Raw genomic sequence first — 19064 nt, 5'->3', positions numbered from 1 at the left:
CCAGGACATCATGAACACCAACCGAACGATTCGCCTGCTGGCTCCGGCCGCCCTGTTGCTCTCGTGCGCCCTGGCGCCTGTGCATGCCCAGCAAGCCACCGACGCCCAGAAGCAACTGGCCGCCGAACGCTTCACCATCGTCTCGCCGTTTCCGCCCGGCGGTCCGGTGGATACGTTGGCGCGCATCCTGGCCGATGGGCTTTCCAAGCGCTACGGCCAGGCGGCCGTGGTGGACAACGCCGCAGGCGCGGCGGGCAACATCGGGATGGACAAGGTCAAGCGCGCCAAGGGCGATGGCCACACGCTGCTGGTGATTCCGGCTGGCAACGTGACCATCAATCCGACGCTGATGCCGAACTTCCCGTTCGACATGCAAAAGGACTTCGTGCCCGTCACGCTGCTGGCCAAGGCGCCCAACGTGCTGGTGGCGGCGCCTTCGGCCGGCATCAAGAGCGCCAAGGAACTGGTGGCCATGGCCAAGGCCAAGCCCAATACGCTGTCGTATGCGTCGCCGGGCGTGGGCAGCGGCCTGCACTTGGCCGGCGAGCTGTTCAAGCAGCAGGCCGGCGTCGACATCCTGCACGTGCCGTACAAGGGCACGGCCCCCGCGCTCAACGACGTGCTGGGCGGCGTGGTGCCGCTGATGTTCAGCAACCTGCCGGCCACGCTGCCTTTCATCCAGAACGGCAAGCTGGTGGTGTTGGGTGTGACCGAGGCACAGCGCACGCCCATCGCGCCCAACATTCCCACGCTGGCGGAGCAGGGCATCGAAGGGGTGAACGTCACGTCGTGGTACGGCCTCATGGCACCGGCCGGCACGTCGCCGGCGGTGGCCGAGCAACTGGCGCGCGACGCGGCCGACTTCCTGGCCCAGCCCGACGTGGCCGAGCGGCTCAAGGCCCAGGGCATGAGCGCGCAGCCGATGAAGCCTTCCGAATTCGACGCGGCGATCCGTGCCGAGACCAAGCAGTGGGCCACCATCATCAAGGCCCGGAACATCGAGGCGCAGTGATGCGCGAGGGGCAGACCATGAGCCACAGCAGTTCCACCATCGGCATCGTCGGCGCCGGCATCGGCGGCCTGGCCGCCGCCATCGCGCTTCGCCGCGCCGGGCATGACGTGATCGTCTTCGAGCAGGCCAGGCAGTTCGCTCGCGTGGGCGCCGACATCAACCTGACGCCCAATGCCGTCCGCGCACTCGACGGACTTGGCGTGGGCGAGGCGGCGCGGGTGACGGCCGCGCGCCCGTCGCACCGCATCAGCCGAAGCTACGACAGCGGTGAGGAAACCTCCCGACTCGAGATGGCGGAGGCCGCCGAGCAACGCTACGGCGCACCGCAGCTCACCATCCACCGCGCCGATCTGCTCGCCGCGCTGACCGAAGCCGTGCCCGCCGAATCCATTCAACTGGGCAAGCGCGCACAGTCGATCGTGCAGGACGCAGGCGGCGTCACGGTGCGCTCCGAGGACGGCTCCGAGTCGCGCGTCGATGCGCTGCTGGGCGCCGACGGCATCCACTCGGCCGTGCGCACGGCGATGTTCGGCGCTGAAAGCCCCCGCTTCACCGGCATCGTGGCCTATCGCGCCGTCGTGCCTGCCGAGCGCGTGGCGGGTGTGCCGAACCTGGGCGCATTCACCAAGTGGTGGGGGCCGAATCCGCAGAGCCAGATCGTGACCTTCCCGCTCAATCGCGGCAAGGACGTGTTCATCTTCGCCACCACCGCGCAGGACACCTGGCACCTCGAGTCGTGGACCGCACCGGGCAGCGTGGAAGAGCTGCGCGCGCAGTACGCCGACTACCACGCCGAAGCGCGTGCGCTGCTCGACGCTTGCGACAGCGTGCTCAAGACCGCGCTGTACGAGCGAGATCCGATGCCCGCCTGGACGCAGGGCCGCATGGCGCTGCTGGGCGATGCGGCGCACCCCATGCTGCCTTTCATGGCGCAGGGCGCGGGCATGGCGATCGAAGATGCCGTCGTGCTGGCCCGCCATCTGGAAGGCGTGGACGCGGCCGGTCTGCCCGCCGCGCTGCAACGCTACGAGCGCGCTCGCCTGGATCGCACGAGCCGTGTGCAACTGGGCTCGCGCGGCAACAACTGGCTACGCGACGGCGGCAATGCCGACTGGGTCTACGGCTACGACGCCTGGGCCGAGCCGCTGGCCGCCGAAGAGGAGTCGCTGGCATGAGCGACGCCGGCGGCAAGCTGCTGCTCACGGTGGTGCTCAAGCATCACCCTGGGCTGACCCTGGACGACGTGCAGGCGCGCATGAAGGCCAGCGACTGGTGGGAGAGCTTCCCGCCGGAAGGCTGCCGCATCGTGTCGTGGACCGTGGCGATGGGCATGGGCCAGATCCTCACGCTGGAACTGCCGCCCGAGAAGCTGGCGCTGGTCAACGTCGAGCTGGAGCGACGCGCCTGGGGCGTGTTCAGCACCGAGTGCTACCCGACCTACGACTTCGTTCCGGTGCGCGAGCGCATCCGCGAACGCGTGCGCGATGGCGGCCAGTAGGGCCGCGCAAGAACCCAACGGATACCGAAGGAGCGACACATGAGCGATCGAAACCTTGATCCCCACCAGGCGCGCCAGCGCCCCCCCACCACCTACGAAGACCTGCTGGGCGACGCCATCGAGCGCGCCTACGGCGCCGGCATCCACGACCTGCCGGGCCTGGTGCAGAGCCTGAACGACAGCGGCCTGTCCAGCCCCGACGGCTCGCCCTGGACCGAAGCCAACTACCGCGCGGCCATGGCCGCACTGGCCGCCTGATCCCGGTCGTCGAAGAAAGAAGGAGCCCCACATGATTCCCATCGTTCAAGACCCGGTCGACCACCTGCTCGAGATCGGCCTGAAGGATCTCTGGTATCCGATCTGCCCATCGAGCTACATCCAGGAAAAGCCCGTCTCGCTTCGCCGGCTGGGCCGCAAGCTGGCCTTCTGGCGCGACCAGAGTGGCAAGGTGCATGCGCTCGAAGACCGCTGCCCGCACCGCGGCGCACCGCTGTCGCAAGGCGTGATCCTGGGCGACCGCCTGTCATGCCCGTACCACGGCGTCGAGGTGCGCTGCGACGGCGTCGTCACGCGCGTACCCGGCAGCCCCGGCTGCAAGCTCGAAGGCACCCACGCCACCTTCAACTTCCACGTGGAAGAGCGTGCCGGCGCCGTGTGGCTCTACAACAGCCGTGAGCCGGTGGATACGCCCCCGCCGCTGGTGCTGCCCGAGCAATTGACGGACGACGAGACGTACTCCCACTTCCTTTGCTATGCCGAATGGAAGGGCGACTACCGCTACGTGCTCGACAACGTCATGGACCCGATGCACGGCACCTTCCTGCACAAGCAGTCGCACTCGATGGCCGAGGGCGACAGCCAGGCCAAGTTCGGCGTTCGGCCCACCGACACCGGCTTCGTGTTCGAGAAGGAAGGCCAGCGCAACGTCAACTTCGACTGGACCGAGTGGGCCGACACCGGCGTGCACTGGATGCGGCTGGAGATCCCCTATCCGAAGACGGGCGGCCCCGGCGGCAACTTTGGCATCGTCGGCAGCTACACGCCCATCTCGCCCACGCTGAGCTGCGCCTTCCACTGGCGCGTGCGCAAGCTGCCCAAGGGCTGGGAGCGCGACACCTGGCGCTTTCTCTACAAGAACCGGCTGGAGGCGCGCCACTGGCACGTGCTGGAGCAGGACCGCGTGCTCATCGAGAACATGGAGCCCGATGCCAACCAGCACGAGAACCTGTACCAGCACGACCTGGGCATCGTGCGCCTGCGCCGCCACATGAAGGGCCTCGCGCAGCAGCAACTGGCCGCGCAAGAGAAGAAGGCCGCCTGATGCAAGAAGCCGCCGTCAGCGCCGTGGATGTCGAGCGCATCGCCTGTGCGGTGGTGCCCGACCTGCCGCACGCGACGTGGTCGAACGTGCTGCGCGTCGGCCCCGAGCTGATCGTCTCGGGCCAGACGGCGCATCCGGCCACGCGCAATGCCGCGTCTGCCGGCGCGCCGCTGGGCGCTTACGAGCAGGCGATGGTCGTGCTGCGCAAGATCCAGGCGCTGGCCGAGGCGGCCGGCGGCGGCATCCACAACATCCTGAAGCTGACCGTGTATGTGACCGACATCGCCGACAAGGACGAAGTCGGCCGCGCGCGACGCGACTTCTTCCGCGGTCAGGCCTATCCGGCATCGACGCTGGTAGCGGTGAGCGCGCTGGTCTTTCCTGAACTGCGGGTGGAGATCGACGCCACCGTCCGGCTCGATGCCGACCTGCGAAGTGCCGCCCCCGCCCCCTGACACACGCCAAGTATTCCGCGAGGTAATGCCATGTCTTCCCCCACGCTGAACGCCCTGGTGCACACGATGCGCTACGAGGCAGACGGCATCGTCAGTGTCGAGTTGCGTCCGGCGTCGCCGGATGTGGACTTCCCGGCCTTCGAGGCCGGCTCGCACATCGACCTGCACCTGCCCAATGGCCTGGTGCGCAGCTACTCGCTGTGCAACCCCAGCACCGATCGCCAGCGCTATGTGGTGGGCGTGCTCAACGACAAGAAGAGCCGCGGCGGCTCGCGCTATGTGCACCAGCAATTGCGCGTGGGCATGACGCTGCCGATCTCGGCGCCTCGCAACAATTTTGCGCTGCACGAGGATGCGCCGCGCTCGGTGCTGGTCTCCGGCGGCATCGGCGTCACGCCCATCTGGTGCATGCTGCAGCGACTGTCCGCGCTGGGCCGCCCGGCGGAGCTGATCTATTGCGCACGCAATCGCAAGGAGTCGGCGTTCCGCGACGTGATCGAGCAACTGGCGGCCGACAAGGGCGTGGCGGTCACCTGGCACTTCGACGACGAGAAGGGCGCACCGCCCGACCTGAAGGCCATGCTTGCCGGCAAGGGCGCCGACAGCCACTACTACTGCTGCGGCCCGACGCCGATGCTCGACAGCTTCGAGCGGGCCTGCGAAGCGCTCGACTATCCCAACGCGCACATCGAGCGCTTTGCCGCCGTGCATGTGGAGGCGGCGCCGGCCAGCGAGAGCTTTACCGTCGAATGCGCCAAGAGCGGCAAGACGGTGGAGGTACCGCCCGGCAAGTCCATCCTCGACAGCCTGCTCGACTGCGGCATGAACCCCGACCACAGCTGCAAGGAAGGCGTATGCGGCGCCTGCGAGACGCAGGTGCTGGAGTTCGACGGCGAGCTCGACCACCGCGACGGCATCCTGACCAAGCTGGAACGCGAGTCGGGCAAGACCATGATGATCTGCGTGTCCCTTTGCAAGGGCAAGAAGCTGGTGCTCGACGTGTAGCGCGTGCGGCGCTGTCCGCACGCCAGGTTTGCCTCCCATTTCCCTTTCGCTCGTTTCTTTCTCTCTCACCTCCCCACATGAAGAAAACTGTTCTGGCGCTGGCCGCGCTGGCGGCCGCGCATGGCGCGTTCGCGCAATCCTCCGTCACCGTCTTCGGTGTGCTCGACACCTCGGTCATCCACGCGCAGGGCAGCGGACCCAATGGAGGTAGCCGCACGCAGATGAGCAGCAGCGGCAACAGCTTCAGCCGACTGGGCTTTCGCGGCACGGAAGACCTGGGCGGCGGCTACGGCGCGGGCTTCTGGCTCGAAGCCGGGCTGCAGAGCGACAGCGGCGGCGTGATCCCCACCAACGTCAACAACCAGTTGAGCGGCATCCAGGCCAGCAGCTTCGGCTTCAGCCGCCGCGCCACCGTCAGCCTGTTCGGCCCCTTCGGCGAAGTGCGCCTGGGCCGCGACTACACGCCCACCTTCTGGAACACCGCGCTGTTCGACCCGTTCGGTACCGGCGGCGGCATCGGCTCGAACCACCTCTACTTCGTGGGGCAGGGCGGGCTGGGCGCGTACGTGGGCACGCGTGCCTCCAACAGCGTGGGCTATTTCCTGCCGGCCAACCTGGGCGGCTTCTACGGTCAGGTGATGGCCGCCAGCGGCGAGAACGTCGATGTGGAGGGCCAGCCGAACGTGCATGACGGCGACTACGTCGGCGCCCGGCTCGGCTTTCGCGCCGCCGGCTTCGACATTGCCGGATCGACCGGCCGCGCGCAGTACGCGAGCGGCGACCTCACGCTGTCCAACCTCGGCGTGGCCTATACGTTCGGCCCGGGGCTGGCCGTCGTCGGCGGCCTGAAGCTGATGGCCGAATACCACCAGGACAAGCTGGGCCAGCGCGAAGGCCGAGGCGGCCTCGTGGGCCTGAAGTGGCCGGTGGGCCCGGGCATGGTCAAGGCTTCGTACGCCTACTACGAGCGTGACGCACTGGTGGCCGGCCAGGCCGACCTGGCCAGCGCCAAGATGGCGCTGGGCTACGAATACCTGCTGTCCAAGCGCACCTCGCTGTACGCCACGGTCGCACGCATTCACAACGACGACGGCACTTCGGATTCGCTGGGCGGCGTGCCGACGACCCCGGGCCGCCCGGCCACGGGCACCGAATTCGGCATCACCCACGTCTTCTGATCCAGACGCCACTTGTCCTCTTCAAACCAGGAAAACGCCATCATGCAAGCCAACAAAGCCATGCGCTGGTGGGGCGTGATCACGCTGTTCGTGATCGTCGCCATCAGCTACATCGACCGCATCAACATCTCGGTGTTGATCACCGATCCGGCCTTCCTGGCGCATGTGGGCCTGGCGCGCGAGGACCGGTTGAGCCAGGGGCTGCTGGCGACGGCCTTCATGGTCGGCTACGGCGTGTCCTCGGTGGTGCTCACGCCGTTGGCGGCAGCGCTCCTGGGCGTTCGGCGCAGCCTGCTGGTGGGCCTGATGTTGTGGGGCGTCGTGACTTTTCTTTCGCCTGCGCTTGACAGCTTCGGCCTGCTGCTCGCTTCGCGCGTGCTGCTGGGTGTGTCCGAAGGGCCGGTGTTCGCGCTGGCCAGCGCCTACATCAAGGCGCACTTCGAAAGCCGCGAGAACGGCAAGCCGAACTCGTTCGTGAACATGGGCACCGGCCTGGGCCTGGCCATCGGCTTTCCGCTGGTGGGCTACCTGCTGGCCACGCACGACTGGCAGACCTCGTTCCACGTGCTGGGCGTGATCAACATCGTGCTGGGCATTCCGCTCGTGCTGGCCTTCGTGCACATGCCGCGCCGCGTGGAAGCCGGCTCGGCAAAGGCACCGAGCGCCAGCGCCGCGCTGGCCCAGGTGGGCCACATGGTGCGCGGTGCACTGCAGACGCGGCACCTGATGCTCGTCACGTTGCTCACATCGGCCTTTCTCGCTTACCTCTGGGGTAGCAGCAACTGGCTGCCCAGCTACCTGAAGGATGCGCGCGGTTTCTCACTGCGCGAGATGGGGTGGCTGGCCAGCCTGCCGCAATACGCGACGGTGGTCGCGGTGCTGGTGGGCGGCTTCATCATCGATCGCATTCCGCGCCGCAGTGTGCCGCTGATGTTCGTCTACTGCAGCGTGGGCGTCGCGCTGGCGGTCGGCATCGCGATCGAGACCGACCACCGCTATCTGGCCGCATACAGCCTGGTGGCGGCCAATTTCTGCTGGGGACTCATGAGCCCGGCCATTCCGAGCACCGTGCAGCACTTCTCGCGGCCGGAGCATGTGGCCAGCGGCTACGGCGTGGTCAATGGCGTCGGTAGCCTGGTGGCTGGCTTCATGCCGGCGCTGATGGGCAGCGTGATCGCCCATGCGGCCACGCCGCGCGCAGGCTTCCTGGCCGGCTTCGGCGCACTGATCGGCACCCAGGCGGTGGTGCTGCTGTGTGGCCTGGTGCTCTGGCTGCGCGAACGCGCCGCGGAGCGCGCGGGCGCGGAGGAAGGGCTCGTGGCCTGAAAAAATGGTCGGATTCGATCCGACCAGTCCATTTGGACGGGGACTTGGTGGCCGCTTGCGTGGCACGATGAAATGGATCTTCATTTCACGTCGCTGCACGAGCAATGGCCTATTCCCTCGAATCCACTGTCAATGAGCTCCTGGCGAACGATGCCGCCAGGGCGATCATCGACAAGTACCTTCCCGGGGCTTCTTCGCACCCGCAAGTTGGCATGGCCGGCGGCATGACCCTGGCCGCTGTGGTGCAGTTCGGCGGCAAGCTGTTTCCCCCGCAAACGGTGGAAAAGATCGAGGCGGAGCTTCGGGCGCTCAAGGACTAGGCGCGGTGTTCAGGGCTCACTTCGTGCCGCAGCTTCCCACAGCCGCTTTCGACCGATTCCTACGCGGTGCCCACCACCATGGCGCTAGCCTGAAATTCGCATGAAAAATGGAATCTACGAGGCCACCTTCACGACGAACGTGGGGACGCTGGGCAAGGCTGCGGTGATCATCAACAGGAATGCGTTCGTCGGGGTCGACGGCCTGCAGTTCTACCGCGGCGAGATCGATCGCAATGGCGATGATGTGAGCGTCATCATGGAAGTGACGCGCCACAATTTCGTAACCGAATCCGCCCTCGGCAGCGAGCCCTTCTTCACGCTCACATGGCGCGGCAGGACGCAAGGCGATTCGACGTTCCGGCTCAGTTGCGAGCCGCCTGGGTCGGATCTGCGCATCTACGTGTCGGGCACGTTGCTCAAGGAACTCGAGGCCTGAACAGGCGAGCAGCCGGGCGCGCTGCGTTCAGCGTTGCCGCTGCCGCACCAGGTCGTCGAGCCATGAGCGGCATTGGTCTGCCGACTCGACGGGCCATTCGACCGTGATCGTCCGCTCTGGATCGCGGACCTCCACGCGAATCGTTCGGGCGTCGCTGGTCGCGCGCACGCCGTTGGATCGGGCCCCGAGCAGGCGTGTCCACCAACCCTGCGACCCGCCATGCGCGGATGGGGCAGGGGCGCTTGCGAACGGTGCAGCGGTGGCCTCCGTGGCTTTGGCGGGTGGCGTCGCCGGCGCTCCTGGCGTTATGGGGTCGTGAGCCGAATCCAGCGCCTCGGTGGCCGTCGTGGTGGAAGGAGCGCCTGGCGGTGTCGTGGATGCTGACTCGATCTTGTCCCGCAGATTGGCGCCAAACTCCTCCCACATGCGATCGGCCTTGGTCTTCATGACGCCCAAGCCGAAGGTGCCCAGACGGCCGAGCACGTCCACGGTCACCTTCAGGCGCAAGTCGGTGCCGCCATTGGAGCCGGGTGCGAGAAAGATCTCGCTTCGTTGCTTGAGAGAACTGGCCACCGACGCGTCTTCGCCCGTGCCCTCGGCGCGGAGGTACTCGGGGGCGCGCTGCTCCACGATGTTCGTGCGGAGCTTGAACTTCGCGCTGATGAAGGAGATCTTCACGTGCATCAGCGCCACGTACTCCGTGGGGCTGATCACTTCGATGGACTTCATGCCCGGCACACAGCGGCCCATTGCCTGGGGGTCGAGCAGCAGGTCCCAAACGCGCGCTGGCGGAGCCGCGACGCTCAATGTCTTTTCAATTTCCATGCTGTGGCTCCGGTGGACCTTGCATCTTCTTCGCCGCGTCGAGAACGGACTCGACGATCTGGGTGTAGCCCGTGCAGCGGCAAAGGTTGCCGTTGAGCGCGTGCCGCACTTCGTCGGTGGTGGGGTTGGGATTGGCTTCCAGCAGGGCGCTGGCGGCCATCAGGAAGCCGGGTGTGCAATAGCCGCACTGCAGCCCGCCGCATTGCATGAAGCTCTGCTGCAGAGGATGCAGGTCGTCGCCGCACGCGAGGCCTTCGATGGTCTGGATGTTGCAGCCGCGCGCCTGGACTGCAAGCATCAGGCAAGACTTGACGACTTCGCCATCCACACGGATGGAGCAGGCGCCGCAGGTGCCGGTCTCGCAACCACGCTTGGTTCCCGTCAGGTTCAGGTCGTCGCGCAGAAAGTCGGACAGCAGCCGACGCGAAGGCACGCGGTCCACGCTGACGCTTTCACCGTTGACGGTGCATTCGATGCGGTGTTCGCTCATGCCGCGACTCCTTCTACTTGTTCGATGTCGATGCCGAACAGTTCGGCCATCGTTCGTGCTGCCGCCACTTGCACCATGTGGCGCCGATATTCGGCATCGCCACGAGCATCGGACACCGGCTCGATGTCCTGCGCGACGATGGCCGCGGCCTGGCGTACGGCTTGCGCATCCATCGTGCGGTTCTCCAGGAATGCCTCGGCACGCGGCACGCGTGTCGGTATGGGCGTCGAGGCGCCAACCGCGAGGCGGGCCGTTTGGCACAGAAGGTCCTCGTGGCGTGCCACGAGCGCGACGCTGGCCAGCGGACGATGCTCGGCCGCAGTGCGCAGAAAGCGCGTGTAGACGCCGCGGGTGTTGGCAGGCATGGGCGGAATGCGGACGTCGATCAGCACTTCGTCCGGCGCCAGGGCCGTCTGGAAGTAGTCGACCAGCAGTTCCTCGATGGTCAGTTCGCGCTCGCCATGCAGGCCGCCGATGCGGACCCGCGCGTCGAGCGCAAGCAGGCAACCGGGAGGATCGGTGGACGGGTCGCCATAGCAGAGGTTGCCGCCCAGGGTGCCCTGGTTTCGCACCTGCGGGTTGGCCACGCGAGCCGCCATGCTGGCGAGCATCGGGCAGTGCTGCCTGACCAGCGGGGACGATGCGATCTGCGCGTGCCGGGTGAGGGCGCCGATGCGCAAGCCGAGCTGCGCATCCCAAGTGATGCCATGCAGCGCGTCGACGCCGGCCAGCGACACCAGATGCGTGGGCGACAACATGCGCTGGCGCAGTCCCAGAATCAGGGCGGTGCCGCCAGCGAAGATGCGCGCGTCTTCGCCGTGCTCGGTCAGCAGGCGGCTGGCCTCCTGCACTGTGGCGGGCTCCAGCAGTTCGAACTCACGCATGAAGCACCTCTTGTTGTTCGTGAGCGGCCTTGGCGGCCAGCGCCGCCAGCACCTTCTGCGGGGTGATCGGAAGATCGGTGATGCGCACGCCCACCGCGTCGTACACCGCGTTGGCGATGGCTGGCGCACCGGGGAGGATGGCGGTCTCGCTGGCGCCCTTGGCGCCGTAAGGGCCGTTGGGATCGTTGCTTTCGACGAAGCCGCCACGCAGGAGCGGCACGGCGTCGGCGGTGGCCATGTTGTAGTCGGCAAAGTTGCCGTTCATCAGGCGGCCTCCTTCGATCTGCATCTGCTCGTAGAGCGTCCAACCCATGGCCTGAACGGTGGCGCCGTTGGTCTGGCCATGGATCGCGGTTGGGTTGAGCGCTTTGCCGCAGTCGTCGGAGACAAAACTGTCGAGCACCGTGACGCGGCCGGTTTGCGTGTCCACTTCCACCTCGACCGCCTGGGCGGCATAGGAATAGGCGGGGGCGATGTTGCCGTAGAGGTTGTCGTCGTGCATCTGCGTCTTGGCGTCCCAGGTGCCGCTGACCTGGATGCCCTCGCCGCCGTGGGACCAGATGTGCAGGCGAGCCAGCTCGGCGATGGTGGCGCGGCGTTCCTGCTGCGCCTCGTCGTCGAACACGAATCCGCCGGCGAGCCGCAGGCGCTGGATCGGCACGCTCCACTTCTTCGCGGCAATGGCCAGCAGCTTGTCCCGGGCCATGCGCCCGGCGACGATGGCGGCGTTGCCGGCTGCAATGGTCACGCGCGAGGCCAGCGATCCGATGGCAATGGGCGAGGTGTCGGTGTCGGGTGGAAGGACCAGGGTATGGGCGATGGGTATGTCCAGCTCGTGTGCGACCACCTGGCTGAGCATGGTCATGGCGCCTTGGCCCATGTCGCACTCGCCGCTCATGATGAAAACGCGGCCGTCCTCGTTGATCTTCACGACGACCACCGAGCCGTCCCAGTTGCCGATGGTGCGGTTGCCGCTCACATGCATGGCGGCGGCCATGCCAACGCCGAGTCGGCGGCTGCCGGTGCCCTTGGGGCGCTGGCGCTTCTGCGTCCAACCGATGGCCTGGGTGCATTGCTCGACGCATTCGGCCAGGCCGGTGCTGCCGATCTTCCAGCCATGAACCGAGACATCGCCTGCCTTCAATGCGTTGCGCTTGTGCACCTCCACCGGATCCAGGCCCAGCTTCTCGGCCATGGTGTGGATGTGGCTGTTGAGCGCGAATTGCATCTGGGCGCCACCGAAGCCGCGAAAGGCGCCATGTGGCGGCGTGTGCGTGTAGACCAGCGTGGCATGCGAGCGCACGTTGGCGTTCTTGTGCATGTTGTCGCTGCGCATGCTGGTCACGTGCATCACGTCGCCAGAGAGGCCGGCATAGGCGCCGCAATCGGCGATCACGCGAACGTCCTTGGCCACGATGATGCCGTCCTTGTCCATGCCGAGCTTGAGGGTCACGCGCTCGGGCACGCTGGAGCAAGCCGCCAGGAAGTCTTCCAGCCGGTTGTTGACCAGGCGCACCGGCATGCCGGTTCTTACGGCGAGCAGGGCGGCGATGAGGTTGTTGGCATCTTCGACCATCTTGGCGCCGAAGCCGCCGCCGGTGGTCGCCTGGATCACGCGGACGCTGGAAATGGGGCGCTCCAGTGCCGACGCAAGGCGCAGGCGGGCCTGGCTGATCGATTGGGTGGATGTCCAGACCACCAGCCGGCCCTCTGCATCGACCGTGGCAACGGTACCCATGGGCTCGAGGTAGCCGGGGTACTGGGCATGACAGTCGTAAGTGGCCTCGTGAACGAGATGGGCGGCAGCAAAGCCGGCATCCGGGTCGCCGCGGGTGTAGCGGATCTCGTGCGCGATGTTGTTGCGGCCAGGGTGAACGCCGGGCGCGGCCTCGTCGAGCGACTCGTCAGGCGTCAGGATGGCGGGCAGTTCCTCGTAGTCGACGTGGATCAGGTCGAGTGCATCGCGCGCGATCTCTTCGGTGGTCGCGGCGACGGCCGCGACTTCTTCGCCGGCAAAGCGCACCACGCCTTTGGCAAGGATGGCGCGTTCCTTGTGATGCACGCCCCAGAGCGCGGCGGGTGCATCGGCGCCCGTGAGTACGGCCTTGACTCCGGGCAGGGCCAATGCTGCCGACGTGTCGATGGCCACGATGCGCGCGTGAGGATAGGGGCTGCGCAGCACCTTGCCATGCAACATGCCGGGCAGCTTGTAGTCTCCGGCATAGAGCGCGCGGCCCAGCACCTTGGCACGCGCAGTGACCTGGGGCGTATCTATGCCCAGGGTGGATGCACCGCTTTCGCGTGCTTCGGATGAGTCGACTGGCCGCATGGCTGCCTCAGTCCGCCTGGATGTTCAGGTCACGGATGACCTTGCCCAGCACGGCGTAGTCGTTGGCGTTGATCTTGCCAAGGTTGCCGGCGGCGCCGCCTGCAGGCAAGGCGCCGAAGGTCGCCAGCTTGGTGGTGACTTCCTGCGACTTCAGGATGTCGTTGAGTTCACTGTTGAGCCGCGCAACGATGTGCGACGGCGTTCCCTTGGGCGCGAAGAAGCCGTTCCACGAACCGACCACGACGTCGGTGTAGCCCAGTTCGCGCAGGGTGGGCACGTCGGGTGCCAATGTCAACCGCTTGGCGTCGCCGATGGCCAGGGGGATCAGCTTGCCGGTGTCGATGTACTGGCGAACCGGGCCCAGCGTGACCCATGCCGTGTTGACGTGGCCGGCGACGACGTCGGTGACGGAGGGCCCCACGCCGCGATAGGGCACATGGGTGATCTTGACGCCGGCGGCCTGGTTCAGCCATTCGCCCAGGATGTGCATCGGCGAGCCGGCCCCGGGGCTGGCGTAGGTCACCGCCTTGCCGGCCTTGGCCGCGGCAATCATCTCCGGCACTGTCTTGAAGCCGGCGGCAGGGTTGGCCACCAGGACCAGAGGCTGCGTGGCGGTATTGATGATGGGCTCGAAGCCGTTCAGGACGTCATAGCTCGCCGATGGCGACAGCTTCATCACCATCGGTGCGGTGGTGAAGGGGTTGGGCGTGAAGAGCAGCGTGTAGCCGTCAGCCTTGGCGCGACCCACATAGGTGTTGCCCAGCGCGCCGCCCGCACCCGGCTTGTTCTCGATCACGACCGGCTGCTTGAGCCGCTCGCCCAGCTTCTCGGCGAGCAGGCGTGCAATGGCGTCGGTGTCGCCGCCAGGTGGATACGAGACGATTACCGTGACGGGCTTGGTGGGGTAGTCGTCCTGCGCGAAGGCAGGCACGGCACCGAGCGTGGCACTGGCTGCGATTGCAGCGAAAAGGACGTGGCGGCGGGTCGAAAACATCACTGACTCCTCAAGGAGGCCGCGAAATTGCGGCGGCGGACGACGGACAAGAGACCAGTTGGTGATTCATATATGAAACACTGATTCACCAATGATTCTGATTCTCCGGCTTCAAGTTGAGCAGTCATCTTGCTGTCACTACCAATTGACAAACAGAAAATAATGAAGTTTTACGTGCTTGGGTTTCGCTCGCACCGACATGGAACAATGCGGCTCCGATGCGCACCAAATCCGATCCTTCCAAGCCCCCTCTTCAGGCCGTCCAAAGCCCTTGGCATGACCTCGACGAGGCTGGCAGCACCCTGACGGTGGATGTCTTCATCACCACACTCATGAGTCAGGTGGGCAATGCGTTGCGTCGGACCATCACGCTGCCGTATGCGGATGCCTTCGGGCTCTCGGTGCCGGAGTGGCGATTGCTGGCGCTGCTGGCGCCGGTGGGTCGCATTGCATTCAGCGACCTCGTCGTTCAATCGACGTCGGACAAGGCGCTGGTCAGCCGGACGCTCAAGCTGATGGAGGAGCGTGGCCTCGTGGCGCTCGAGGCCGAAGGCAATACGCCGCGCAAGAAGGTGTTTTGCGCCATCACGGCGGCAGGCCTTGAGTTGCACGAACGTGCGATTCCGATCGCCCGTCAGCGCCAGGCGGCAGCGATCCGCTCGTTGGATCCGCAGGAGCGAGACGCCATGTTCGGCGCCTTGATGAAGCTGCGCGCCTACTGCGCGCGCGCTGACGCGGCAGGCGACGCGTAGCGCCAACCCGGCTGCGCCCCGGCTTCGGACATCTGAGCCAAGCCTGACTCATCTTGTTTAGGTATTGACGCTGAGGCGGCGAATTTCGTCGTCCGCGCGCATTGCCGCGGGTGGGTCTTTGCGCATCTGGCGGATCGGCGAGGGCTCCTGTTGCCCTGAAAGACGCTTCGATCTCGCTCAATCACAACAGAAGGCTTCTTTTTCAATTGTCCTTTGGCGTCGCAGTAATTATGGAAATTCGCGCGCAAATGAAAAATATAGTTGCTGCAATGAATAATCTAGATGAGTTACTTTAGTTTCATTTGGATGCATGTTTAATTTTCGTAAATTACTCTAAGTAGCGCGAAAAGACGTGATTTTTGCGTCAATGTGGGTCAACTTGAAGGCTGGGTACTGCAGATTGCGTAGTTTGTTTCTAAATGCTGGCCCTAGAATGCGAGTCGAATTTCTGCCGGGAATTGGGGTGTTGCTTTCGAAGATTGCAGATAAATTGCAATTGAAGATCAATTGTCATCGCTTCAAATTTCCGATTCACTAAGTTTTTCAATTTATTTCAAAGCGGGTCAACCTGCCAAAGATAGTGTGAACTCCGCTGCCAGATTTAGACCCTTGTCCGACGTCGTGAGCCGTATTCGATGGCCGCTGTCTCTTCTCTTGATGATCATGCTGGGTGGCTGCGCCTGGGCGCCGGGCGTCTTCTTCGACAAGTCCGCGACCCAGCCGCTTGGAGACCCAGGGACGACAGCGCCGATCAATGTGGCCGACTCCGACCGCCCCCCGGAAGGCGCGCTGCGGGACATCACGCCCGAGTTCATTCGCGCCCAACGCCAGGCTCTTCCGCAGGACGTCGGTGCTGACGTTCGCGGTCTTTTCGCGGAAGCCGCGGCCTACCGCATCGGTCCGGGCGACATCCTCAACATCGTCGTGTGGGACCACCCCGAGCTGTCGCTGCAGCCCGCCGGGTCGCTGACCACCGATGCCATCAGCGCTTCACCGGTCAGCAACGGCTACAACGTCAGCCAGGACGGACTGATCCAGTTTCCCTACGTCGGCAGCTTCAAGGTTGGCGGGCTGACGGAATACGAGGTGCGCGACGGCTTGCTGAAAAAGCTCACCCGCTACTTCAGTGAACCCAAGCTCACCGTCCGCGTGCAGTTCCTCGCACGGTGGGCATCACGCAGCCACCGATGCTGCTGCTGGGCATCGTCGCATCTCGCATGTTGGCGCGGCGGGTTCTCGCGGGCTCGGGTTTGCGCCGAGCGGTGGTCAGCAGCCGCAGTTTGCGCAACGTGTTGATCTACGGCGCGGGATGCGCCGGCCAGCAACTCGCAACGGCGATGGTGCACGACGCGGGCATGCGCGTGGTGGGCTATCTGGACGACGATCGACGCCTGCATGGCGGCAGGATTGGCGGGCTGCATGTCTACAGCCCGCAGAACCTGGCCGACCTGCTGCTGGAGTTGCAGGTGACGACGGTGCTCCTGGCCATTCCCTCGGCGCCGCGCAAGCGCCGCAACGAGATCGTGCAGACCATGCTGCGCCACCACGTCACGGTGCGTACGCTGCCCGGTCTCAAGGACCTGGCACAAGGCCGCATACAAACCAGCGACCTGCGCGCGCTGGAGATCGACGACCTGCTCGGCCGCGATGCCGTATCGCCCGACGGCGAACTGCTTTCCAGAAACGTCGCTGGCAAGGTGGTGCTGGTCACCGGCGCGGGAGGCTCGATCGGCAGCGAACTGTGCCGCCAGCTGATCAAGAGCGGACCCGACGTGCTGCTGCTGGTGGAGCTCAATGAATTTGCGCTCTACGCCGTTCACCACGAACTGTCGGCCTTGCTGGCGACTCAGCAACATGGCGAAGCAGGCGAGACGCGACTGGTGCCATTGCTCGCTTCCGCGCGCGAAGAGTGCCGCATGCGCGAGATCATGGAGACCTGGCGACCGCACTCGGTGTATCACGCCGCGGCGTACAAGCACGTCCCCCTGGTCGAGCACAACGTGGCCGAGGGTGTGAAGAACAACGTCTTCGGCACGCTGGTCACCGCGAAGGTGGCGGCGGAATGCGGCGTCGATGACTTCGTGCTCGTCAGCACCGACAAGGCGGTGCGGCCGACCAACATCATGGGCGCCACCAAGCGCGTGGCTGAAATGGCCTTGCAGGCGTTGGCCGAACTGTCGGCCCGTCACCCGGGCGGCACGCGCTTTTGCATGGTGCGCTTCGGAAACGTGCTGGGTTCCTCGGGCTCGGTGGTGCCGCTGTTCCGGCGGCAGATTCGCGAAGGCGGGCCCATCACGCTCACGCACAGCGAGATCACCCGCTACTTCATGACGATCCCCGAGGCGGCCCAACTGGTGATCCAGGCCGGCGCCATGGGTACCGGAGGCGATGTGTTCGTGCTCGACATGGGCGAGCCCGTGCGGATCATCGATCTTGCCAGGCGCATGGTCGAGCTGTCCGGCTTCACCGTATGTGACGACGTGAACCCCGATGGCGACATTGCCATCCGGATCACCGGACTTCGGCCGGGCGAGAAACTGTATGAAGAGCTGCTGATCGGCAACAACCCGCTGCCCACCTGCCACCCCCGCATCCTCAAGGCACACGAGGCTTTCCTGCCATGGGAGGAGCTGGCACCGCGCCTTCAGTCGTTGGCCAAAGCCGTTGACGAGGGCAACGTCTTGCCGATCCGCGAGCTGCTGCAGAGCTTGGTCGGAGACTACAGCCCCGACGTCCGCGTGGTCGACTGGGTGCACATGGAGCGGCAGGCCGCCAGGCAGCCGCCTCAGGTCGCGGCGGTTGCCTGATTGGCCTGCTGGGCGAGGCCGCTTCTCGGCTAGAGGATCTTGCGCAGCTGCGGCCACACGTTGTCCAGCATGCGCGGCTGGGCGGTGGCGTTGGGGTGGATGCGATCGGCCTGGAAGAGTGGGGCGGGGTCGGCTGCGTCAGCCACGCCTTCGAGCAGAAACGGCACGAGCGGCACCTGGGTCTTCTCGGCGACGGTCTTGAACATGGCCGCGAAGCGGCGCGTGTAGTCGGTCCCGTAGTTCGGCGGCACCTGGATGCCCACGAGCAGCACCTTGGCCCCGGTGGCTTGCGCGGCGCGGACCATGGCGACGAGGTTGTCCTCGGTCGCATTGATCGGCAGGCCGCGCAGTGCGTCGTTGGCACCGAGTTCCAGCACGACATGTGTTGGCTTGTGCTTGGCCAACAGGGCGGGCAACCGCGAGCGCCCGCCGGAGCTCGTGTCGCCGCTGATGCTCCCGTTGACCACGGTGGCGGCAATCTTCTGTTGCTCGATGCGCTTTTCCATCAGGGGCACCCAGCCTTCGCCGCGCTTGAGCCCGTATTCGGCGCTGAGCGAATCGCCCACGACGAGGATGACCGACGGCTTGCCCGAAGCCTTGGTCTGAGCGTGCGAGAACCCCGCAAAGCCGGCGGCCAATGCGGCCGCGATAAAGTGGCGACGATCCTGTCCCATGCGCAAAGCCTTCATGCCTTCAATTCCTTCCGTCGATGTCCAGCCCGATGACGCCATCGTCGTCGTCGAACATGTGTTCAAGTCGGTGTCCGATTCCACCGGCACCTTGGACATTCTGCAGGACATCCATTTCACCCTGGGCGCGCGGCAGACTGCGGCCATCGTGGGCGCCTCGGGGTCGGGCAAGAGCACGCTGCTGTCGATCATCGCCGGGCTGGACACGCCCACGCGCGGCACGGTGCGCCTGGCCGGGCAGGACATCTTTGCCATGAGCGAAGACGCCCGCGCGGCGCTGCGAGCGCAGAAGGTGGGCTTCGTGTTCCAGAGCTTTCAGTTGCTGGGCAACCTGACGGCGCTGGAGAACGTGATGCTGCCGCTGGAGCTGGCCAACCGGCGCGATGCCCGCGCCGCCGCCGCCGAGATGCTCAAGCGCGTGGGCCTCGGGCAGCGTCTTGGCCACTATCCCAAGGTGCTGTCGGGCGGTGAGCAGCAGCGCGTGGCGCTGGCTCGGGCCTTCGTGGTGCAGCCGGCATTGCTGCTGGCCGATGAGCCCACGGGCAGCCTGGACTTCGCCACCGGCGAGCAGGTCATGCGCCTGATGTTCGACCTCAACCGCGAATTGGGCACTACGCTCGTGCTGGTGACACACGATCGCGGCATCGCGGATCGATGCGAGCGGCGCATCACCATCGAGGCGGGACGTGTGGCGCCGGCGCAGGAGATCGAGGTCTGAGCTCGCCGTTCAGCCTGCGCGCACA

The 19064-nt window shown here is 65.9% G+C and carries 21 protein-coding genes; 15 read left to right on the top strand and 6 right to left on the bottom strand.

All coding sequences use genetic code 11. The features are described 5' to 3' along the window. Positions 1 to 10: 10 nt before the first annotated feature. The 11 genes from QTH91_RS15000 to QTH91_RS14950 all read left to right on the top strand — a co-directional run bounded on the left by QTH91_RS15000 (position 11) and on the right by QTH91_RS14950 (position 8551). The gene (locus QTH91_RS15000) at positions 11 to 1012 is read left to right on the top strand and encodes a Bug family tripartite tricarboxylate transporter substrate binding protein (RefSeq protein ID WP_286660906.1); all 1002 of its coding nucleotides are present in this window, start codon (positions 11 to 13) and stop codon (positions 1010 to 1012) included. A 17-nt stretch (positions 1013 to 1029) separates the two neighbouring features. Next, a complete protein-coding gene (locus QTH91_RS14995) occupies positions 1030 to 2187 on the top strand; it encodes an FAD-dependent monooxygenase (protein WP_286660905.1) in 1158 nt (385 codons plus the stop codon). After that, positions 2184 to 2510 (top strand): hypothetical protein, encoded by a 327-nt coding sequence (locus QTH91_RS14990; protein WP_286660904.1) that lies wholly within the window; start codon positions 2184 to 2186, stop codon positions 2508 to 2510. The genes QTH91_RS14995 and QTH91_RS14990 overlap by 4 nt, the downstream gene beginning before the upstream one ends. A gap of 39 nt (positions 2511 to 2549) precedes the next feature. After that, positions 2550 to 2768 (top strand): recombinase-like helix-turn-helix domain-containing protein, encoded by a 219-nt coding sequence (locus QTH91_RS14985; RefSeq protein WP_286660903.1) that lies wholly within the window; start codon positions 2550 to 2552, stop codon positions 2766 to 2768. 31 nt (positions 2769 to 2799) lie between these two features. Beyond that, positions 2800 to 3831: a Rieske 2Fe-2S domain-containing protein gene (locus QTH91_RS14980; protein ID WP_286660902.1), complete on the top strand. Its 1032-nt coding sequence runs from the start codon at positions 2800 to 2802 to the stop codon at positions 3829 to 3831. Next, the gene (locus QTH91_RS14975; protein ID WP_286660901.1) at positions 3831 to 4286 is read left to right on the top strand and encodes a RidA family protein; all 456 of its coding nucleotides are present in this window, start codon (positions 3831 to 3833) and stop codon (positions 4284 to 4286) included. The genes QTH91_RS14980 and QTH91_RS14975 overlap by 1 nt, the downstream gene beginning before the upstream one ends. 30 nt (positions 4287 to 4316) lie before the next feature. Beyond that, on the top strand, positions 4317 to 5291 hold the full coding sequence (locus QTH91_RS14970) for a PDR/VanB family oxidoreductase (RefSeq protein ID WP_286660900.1): 975 nt from the start codon (positions 4317 to 4319) through the stop codon (positions 5289 to 5291). 77 nt (positions 5292 to 5368) lie between these two features. Continuing rightward, the gene (locus tag QTH91_RS14965) at positions 5369 to 6469 is read left to right on the top strand and encodes a porin (protein WP_286660899.1); all 1101 of its coding nucleotides are present in this window, start codon (positions 5369 to 5371) and stop codon (positions 6467 to 6469) included. A gap of 60 nt (positions 6470 to 6529) precedes the next feature. Continuing rightward, positions 6530 to 7795 carry an MFS transporter gene (locus QTH91_RS14960; protein ID WP_390367461.1) on the top strand — a complete coding sequence of 422 codons (1266 nt, stop codon included), beginning with the start codon at positions 6530 to 6532 and terminating at the stop codon, positions 7793 to 7795. A 104-nt stretch (positions 7796 to 7899) separates the two neighbouring features. Next, positions 7900 to 8115, top strand: coding sequence for a hypothetical protein (locus QTH91_RS14955; RefSeq protein WP_286660897.1), 216 nt, complete (start codon positions 7900 to 7902; stop codon positions 8113 to 8115). Positions 8116 to 8215: 100 nt separating this feature from the next. Next, positions 8216 to 8551 (top strand): hypothetical protein, encoded by a 336-nt coding sequence (locus tag QTH91_RS14950; RefSeq protein WP_286660896.1) that lies wholly within the window; start codon positions 8216 to 8218, stop codon positions 8549 to 8551. A gap of 27 nt (positions 8552 to 8578) precedes the next feature. On the opposite strand, the gene QTH91_RS14945 is transcribed toward QTH91_RS14950, so the two are convergent. Genes QTH91_RS14945 through QTH91_RS14925 form a run of 5 tightly spaced genes read right to left on the bottom strand, consistent with a single transcriptional unit; the run spans position 8579 to position 14073 of the window. Then, positions 8579 to 9376: an SRPBCC family protein gene (locus QTH91_RS14945; RefSeq protein ID WP_286660895.1), complete on the bottom strand. Its 798-nt coding sequence runs from the start codon at positions 9374 to 9376 to the stop codon at positions 8579 to 8581. Beyond that, entirely contained in the window at positions 9366 to 9866 is a 501-nt protein-coding gene (locus QTH91_RS14940; protein WP_286660894.1) for a (2Fe-2S)-binding protein, read from the bottom strand. The genes QTH91_RS14945 and QTH91_RS14940 overlap by 11 nt, the downstream gene beginning before the upstream one ends. Beyond that, positions 9863 to 10750, bottom strand: a complete 888-nt coding sequence (locus tag QTH91_RS14935) for an FAD binding domain-containing protein (RefSeq protein ID WP_286660893.1) — start codon at positions 10748 to 10750, stop codon at positions 9863 to 9865. Before QTH91_RS14935 ends, QTH91_RS14940 begins: the two co-directional genes overlap by 4 nt. Beyond that, on the bottom strand, positions 10743 to 13079 hold the full coding sequence (locus tag QTH91_RS14930; protein WP_286660892.1) for a xanthine dehydrogenase family protein molybdopterin-binding subunit: 2337 nt from the start codon (positions 13077 to 13079) through the stop codon (positions 10743 to 10745). Before QTH91_RS14930 ends, QTH91_RS14935 begins: the two co-directional genes overlap by 8 nt. Before the next feature lie 7 nt (positions 13080 to 13086). Further along, positions 13087 to 14073: a Bug family tripartite tricarboxylate transporter substrate binding protein gene (locus QTH91_RS14925; protein ID WP_286660891.1), complete on the bottom strand. Its 987-nt coding sequence runs from the start codon at positions 14071 to 14073 to the stop codon at positions 13087 to 13089. A 218-nt stretch (positions 14074 to 14291) separates the two neighbouring features. Between QTH91_RS14925 and QTH91_RS14920 the strand changes: the two genes are divergently transcribed. The 3 genes from QTH91_RS14920 (at position 14292) to QTH91_RS14910 (ending at position 17632) form a co-directional block, all read left to right on the top strand. Continuing rightward, positions 14292 to 14825: a MarR family winged helix-turn-helix transcriptional regulator gene (locus QTH91_RS14920; protein WP_286660890.1), complete on the top strand. Its 534-nt coding sequence runs from the start codon at positions 14292 to 14294 to the stop codon at positions 14823 to 14825. A 609-nt stretch (positions 14826 to 15434) separates the two neighbouring features. Continuing rightward, positions 15435 to 16121 carry a polysaccharide biosynthesis/export family protein gene (locus QTH91_RS23070; RefSeq protein ID WP_368389469.1) on the top strand — a complete coding sequence of 229 codons (687 nt, stop codon included), beginning with the start codon at positions 15435 to 15437 and terminating at the stop codon, positions 16119 to 16121. Further along, positions 16013 to 17632 carry a polysaccharide biosynthesis protein gene (locus QTH91_RS14910; RefSeq protein WP_368389468.1) on the top strand — a complete coding sequence of 540 codons (1620 nt, stop codon included), beginning with the start codon at positions 16013 to 16015 and terminating at the stop codon, positions 17630 to 17632. Before QTH91_RS23070 ends, QTH91_RS14910 begins: the two co-directional genes overlap by 109 nt. Positions 17633 to 17661: 29 nt before the next feature. On the opposite strand, the gene QTH91_RS14905 is transcribed toward QTH91_RS14910, so the two are convergent. Beyond that, complete coding sequence (locus QTH91_RS14905) at positions 17662 to 18321, bottom strand: arylesterase (RefSeq protein ID WP_286660889.1); 660 nt, start codon at positions 18319 to 18321, stop codon at positions 17662 to 17664. On the opposite strand from QTH91_RS14905, the gene QTH91_RS14900 reads away from it, so the two are divergent. Further along, entirely contained in the window at positions 18320 to 19039 is a 720-nt protein-coding gene (locus QTH91_RS14900) for an ABC transporter ATP-binding protein (protein WP_286660888.1), read from the top strand. The genes QTH91_RS14905 and QTH91_RS14900 overlap by 2 nt on opposite strands. Positions 19040 to 19064: the final 25 nt, after the last annotated feature.

It is taken from the genome of Variovorax dokdonensis (assembly GCF_030316895.1).
GTDB lineage: Bacteria > Pseudomonadota > Gammaproteobacteria > Burkholderiales > Burkholderiaceae_C > Variovorax > Variovorax dokdonensis.
Note: the sequence above shows the minus strand (reverse complement) of the source record. Positions and strands in the feature narration are given on the sequence as shown.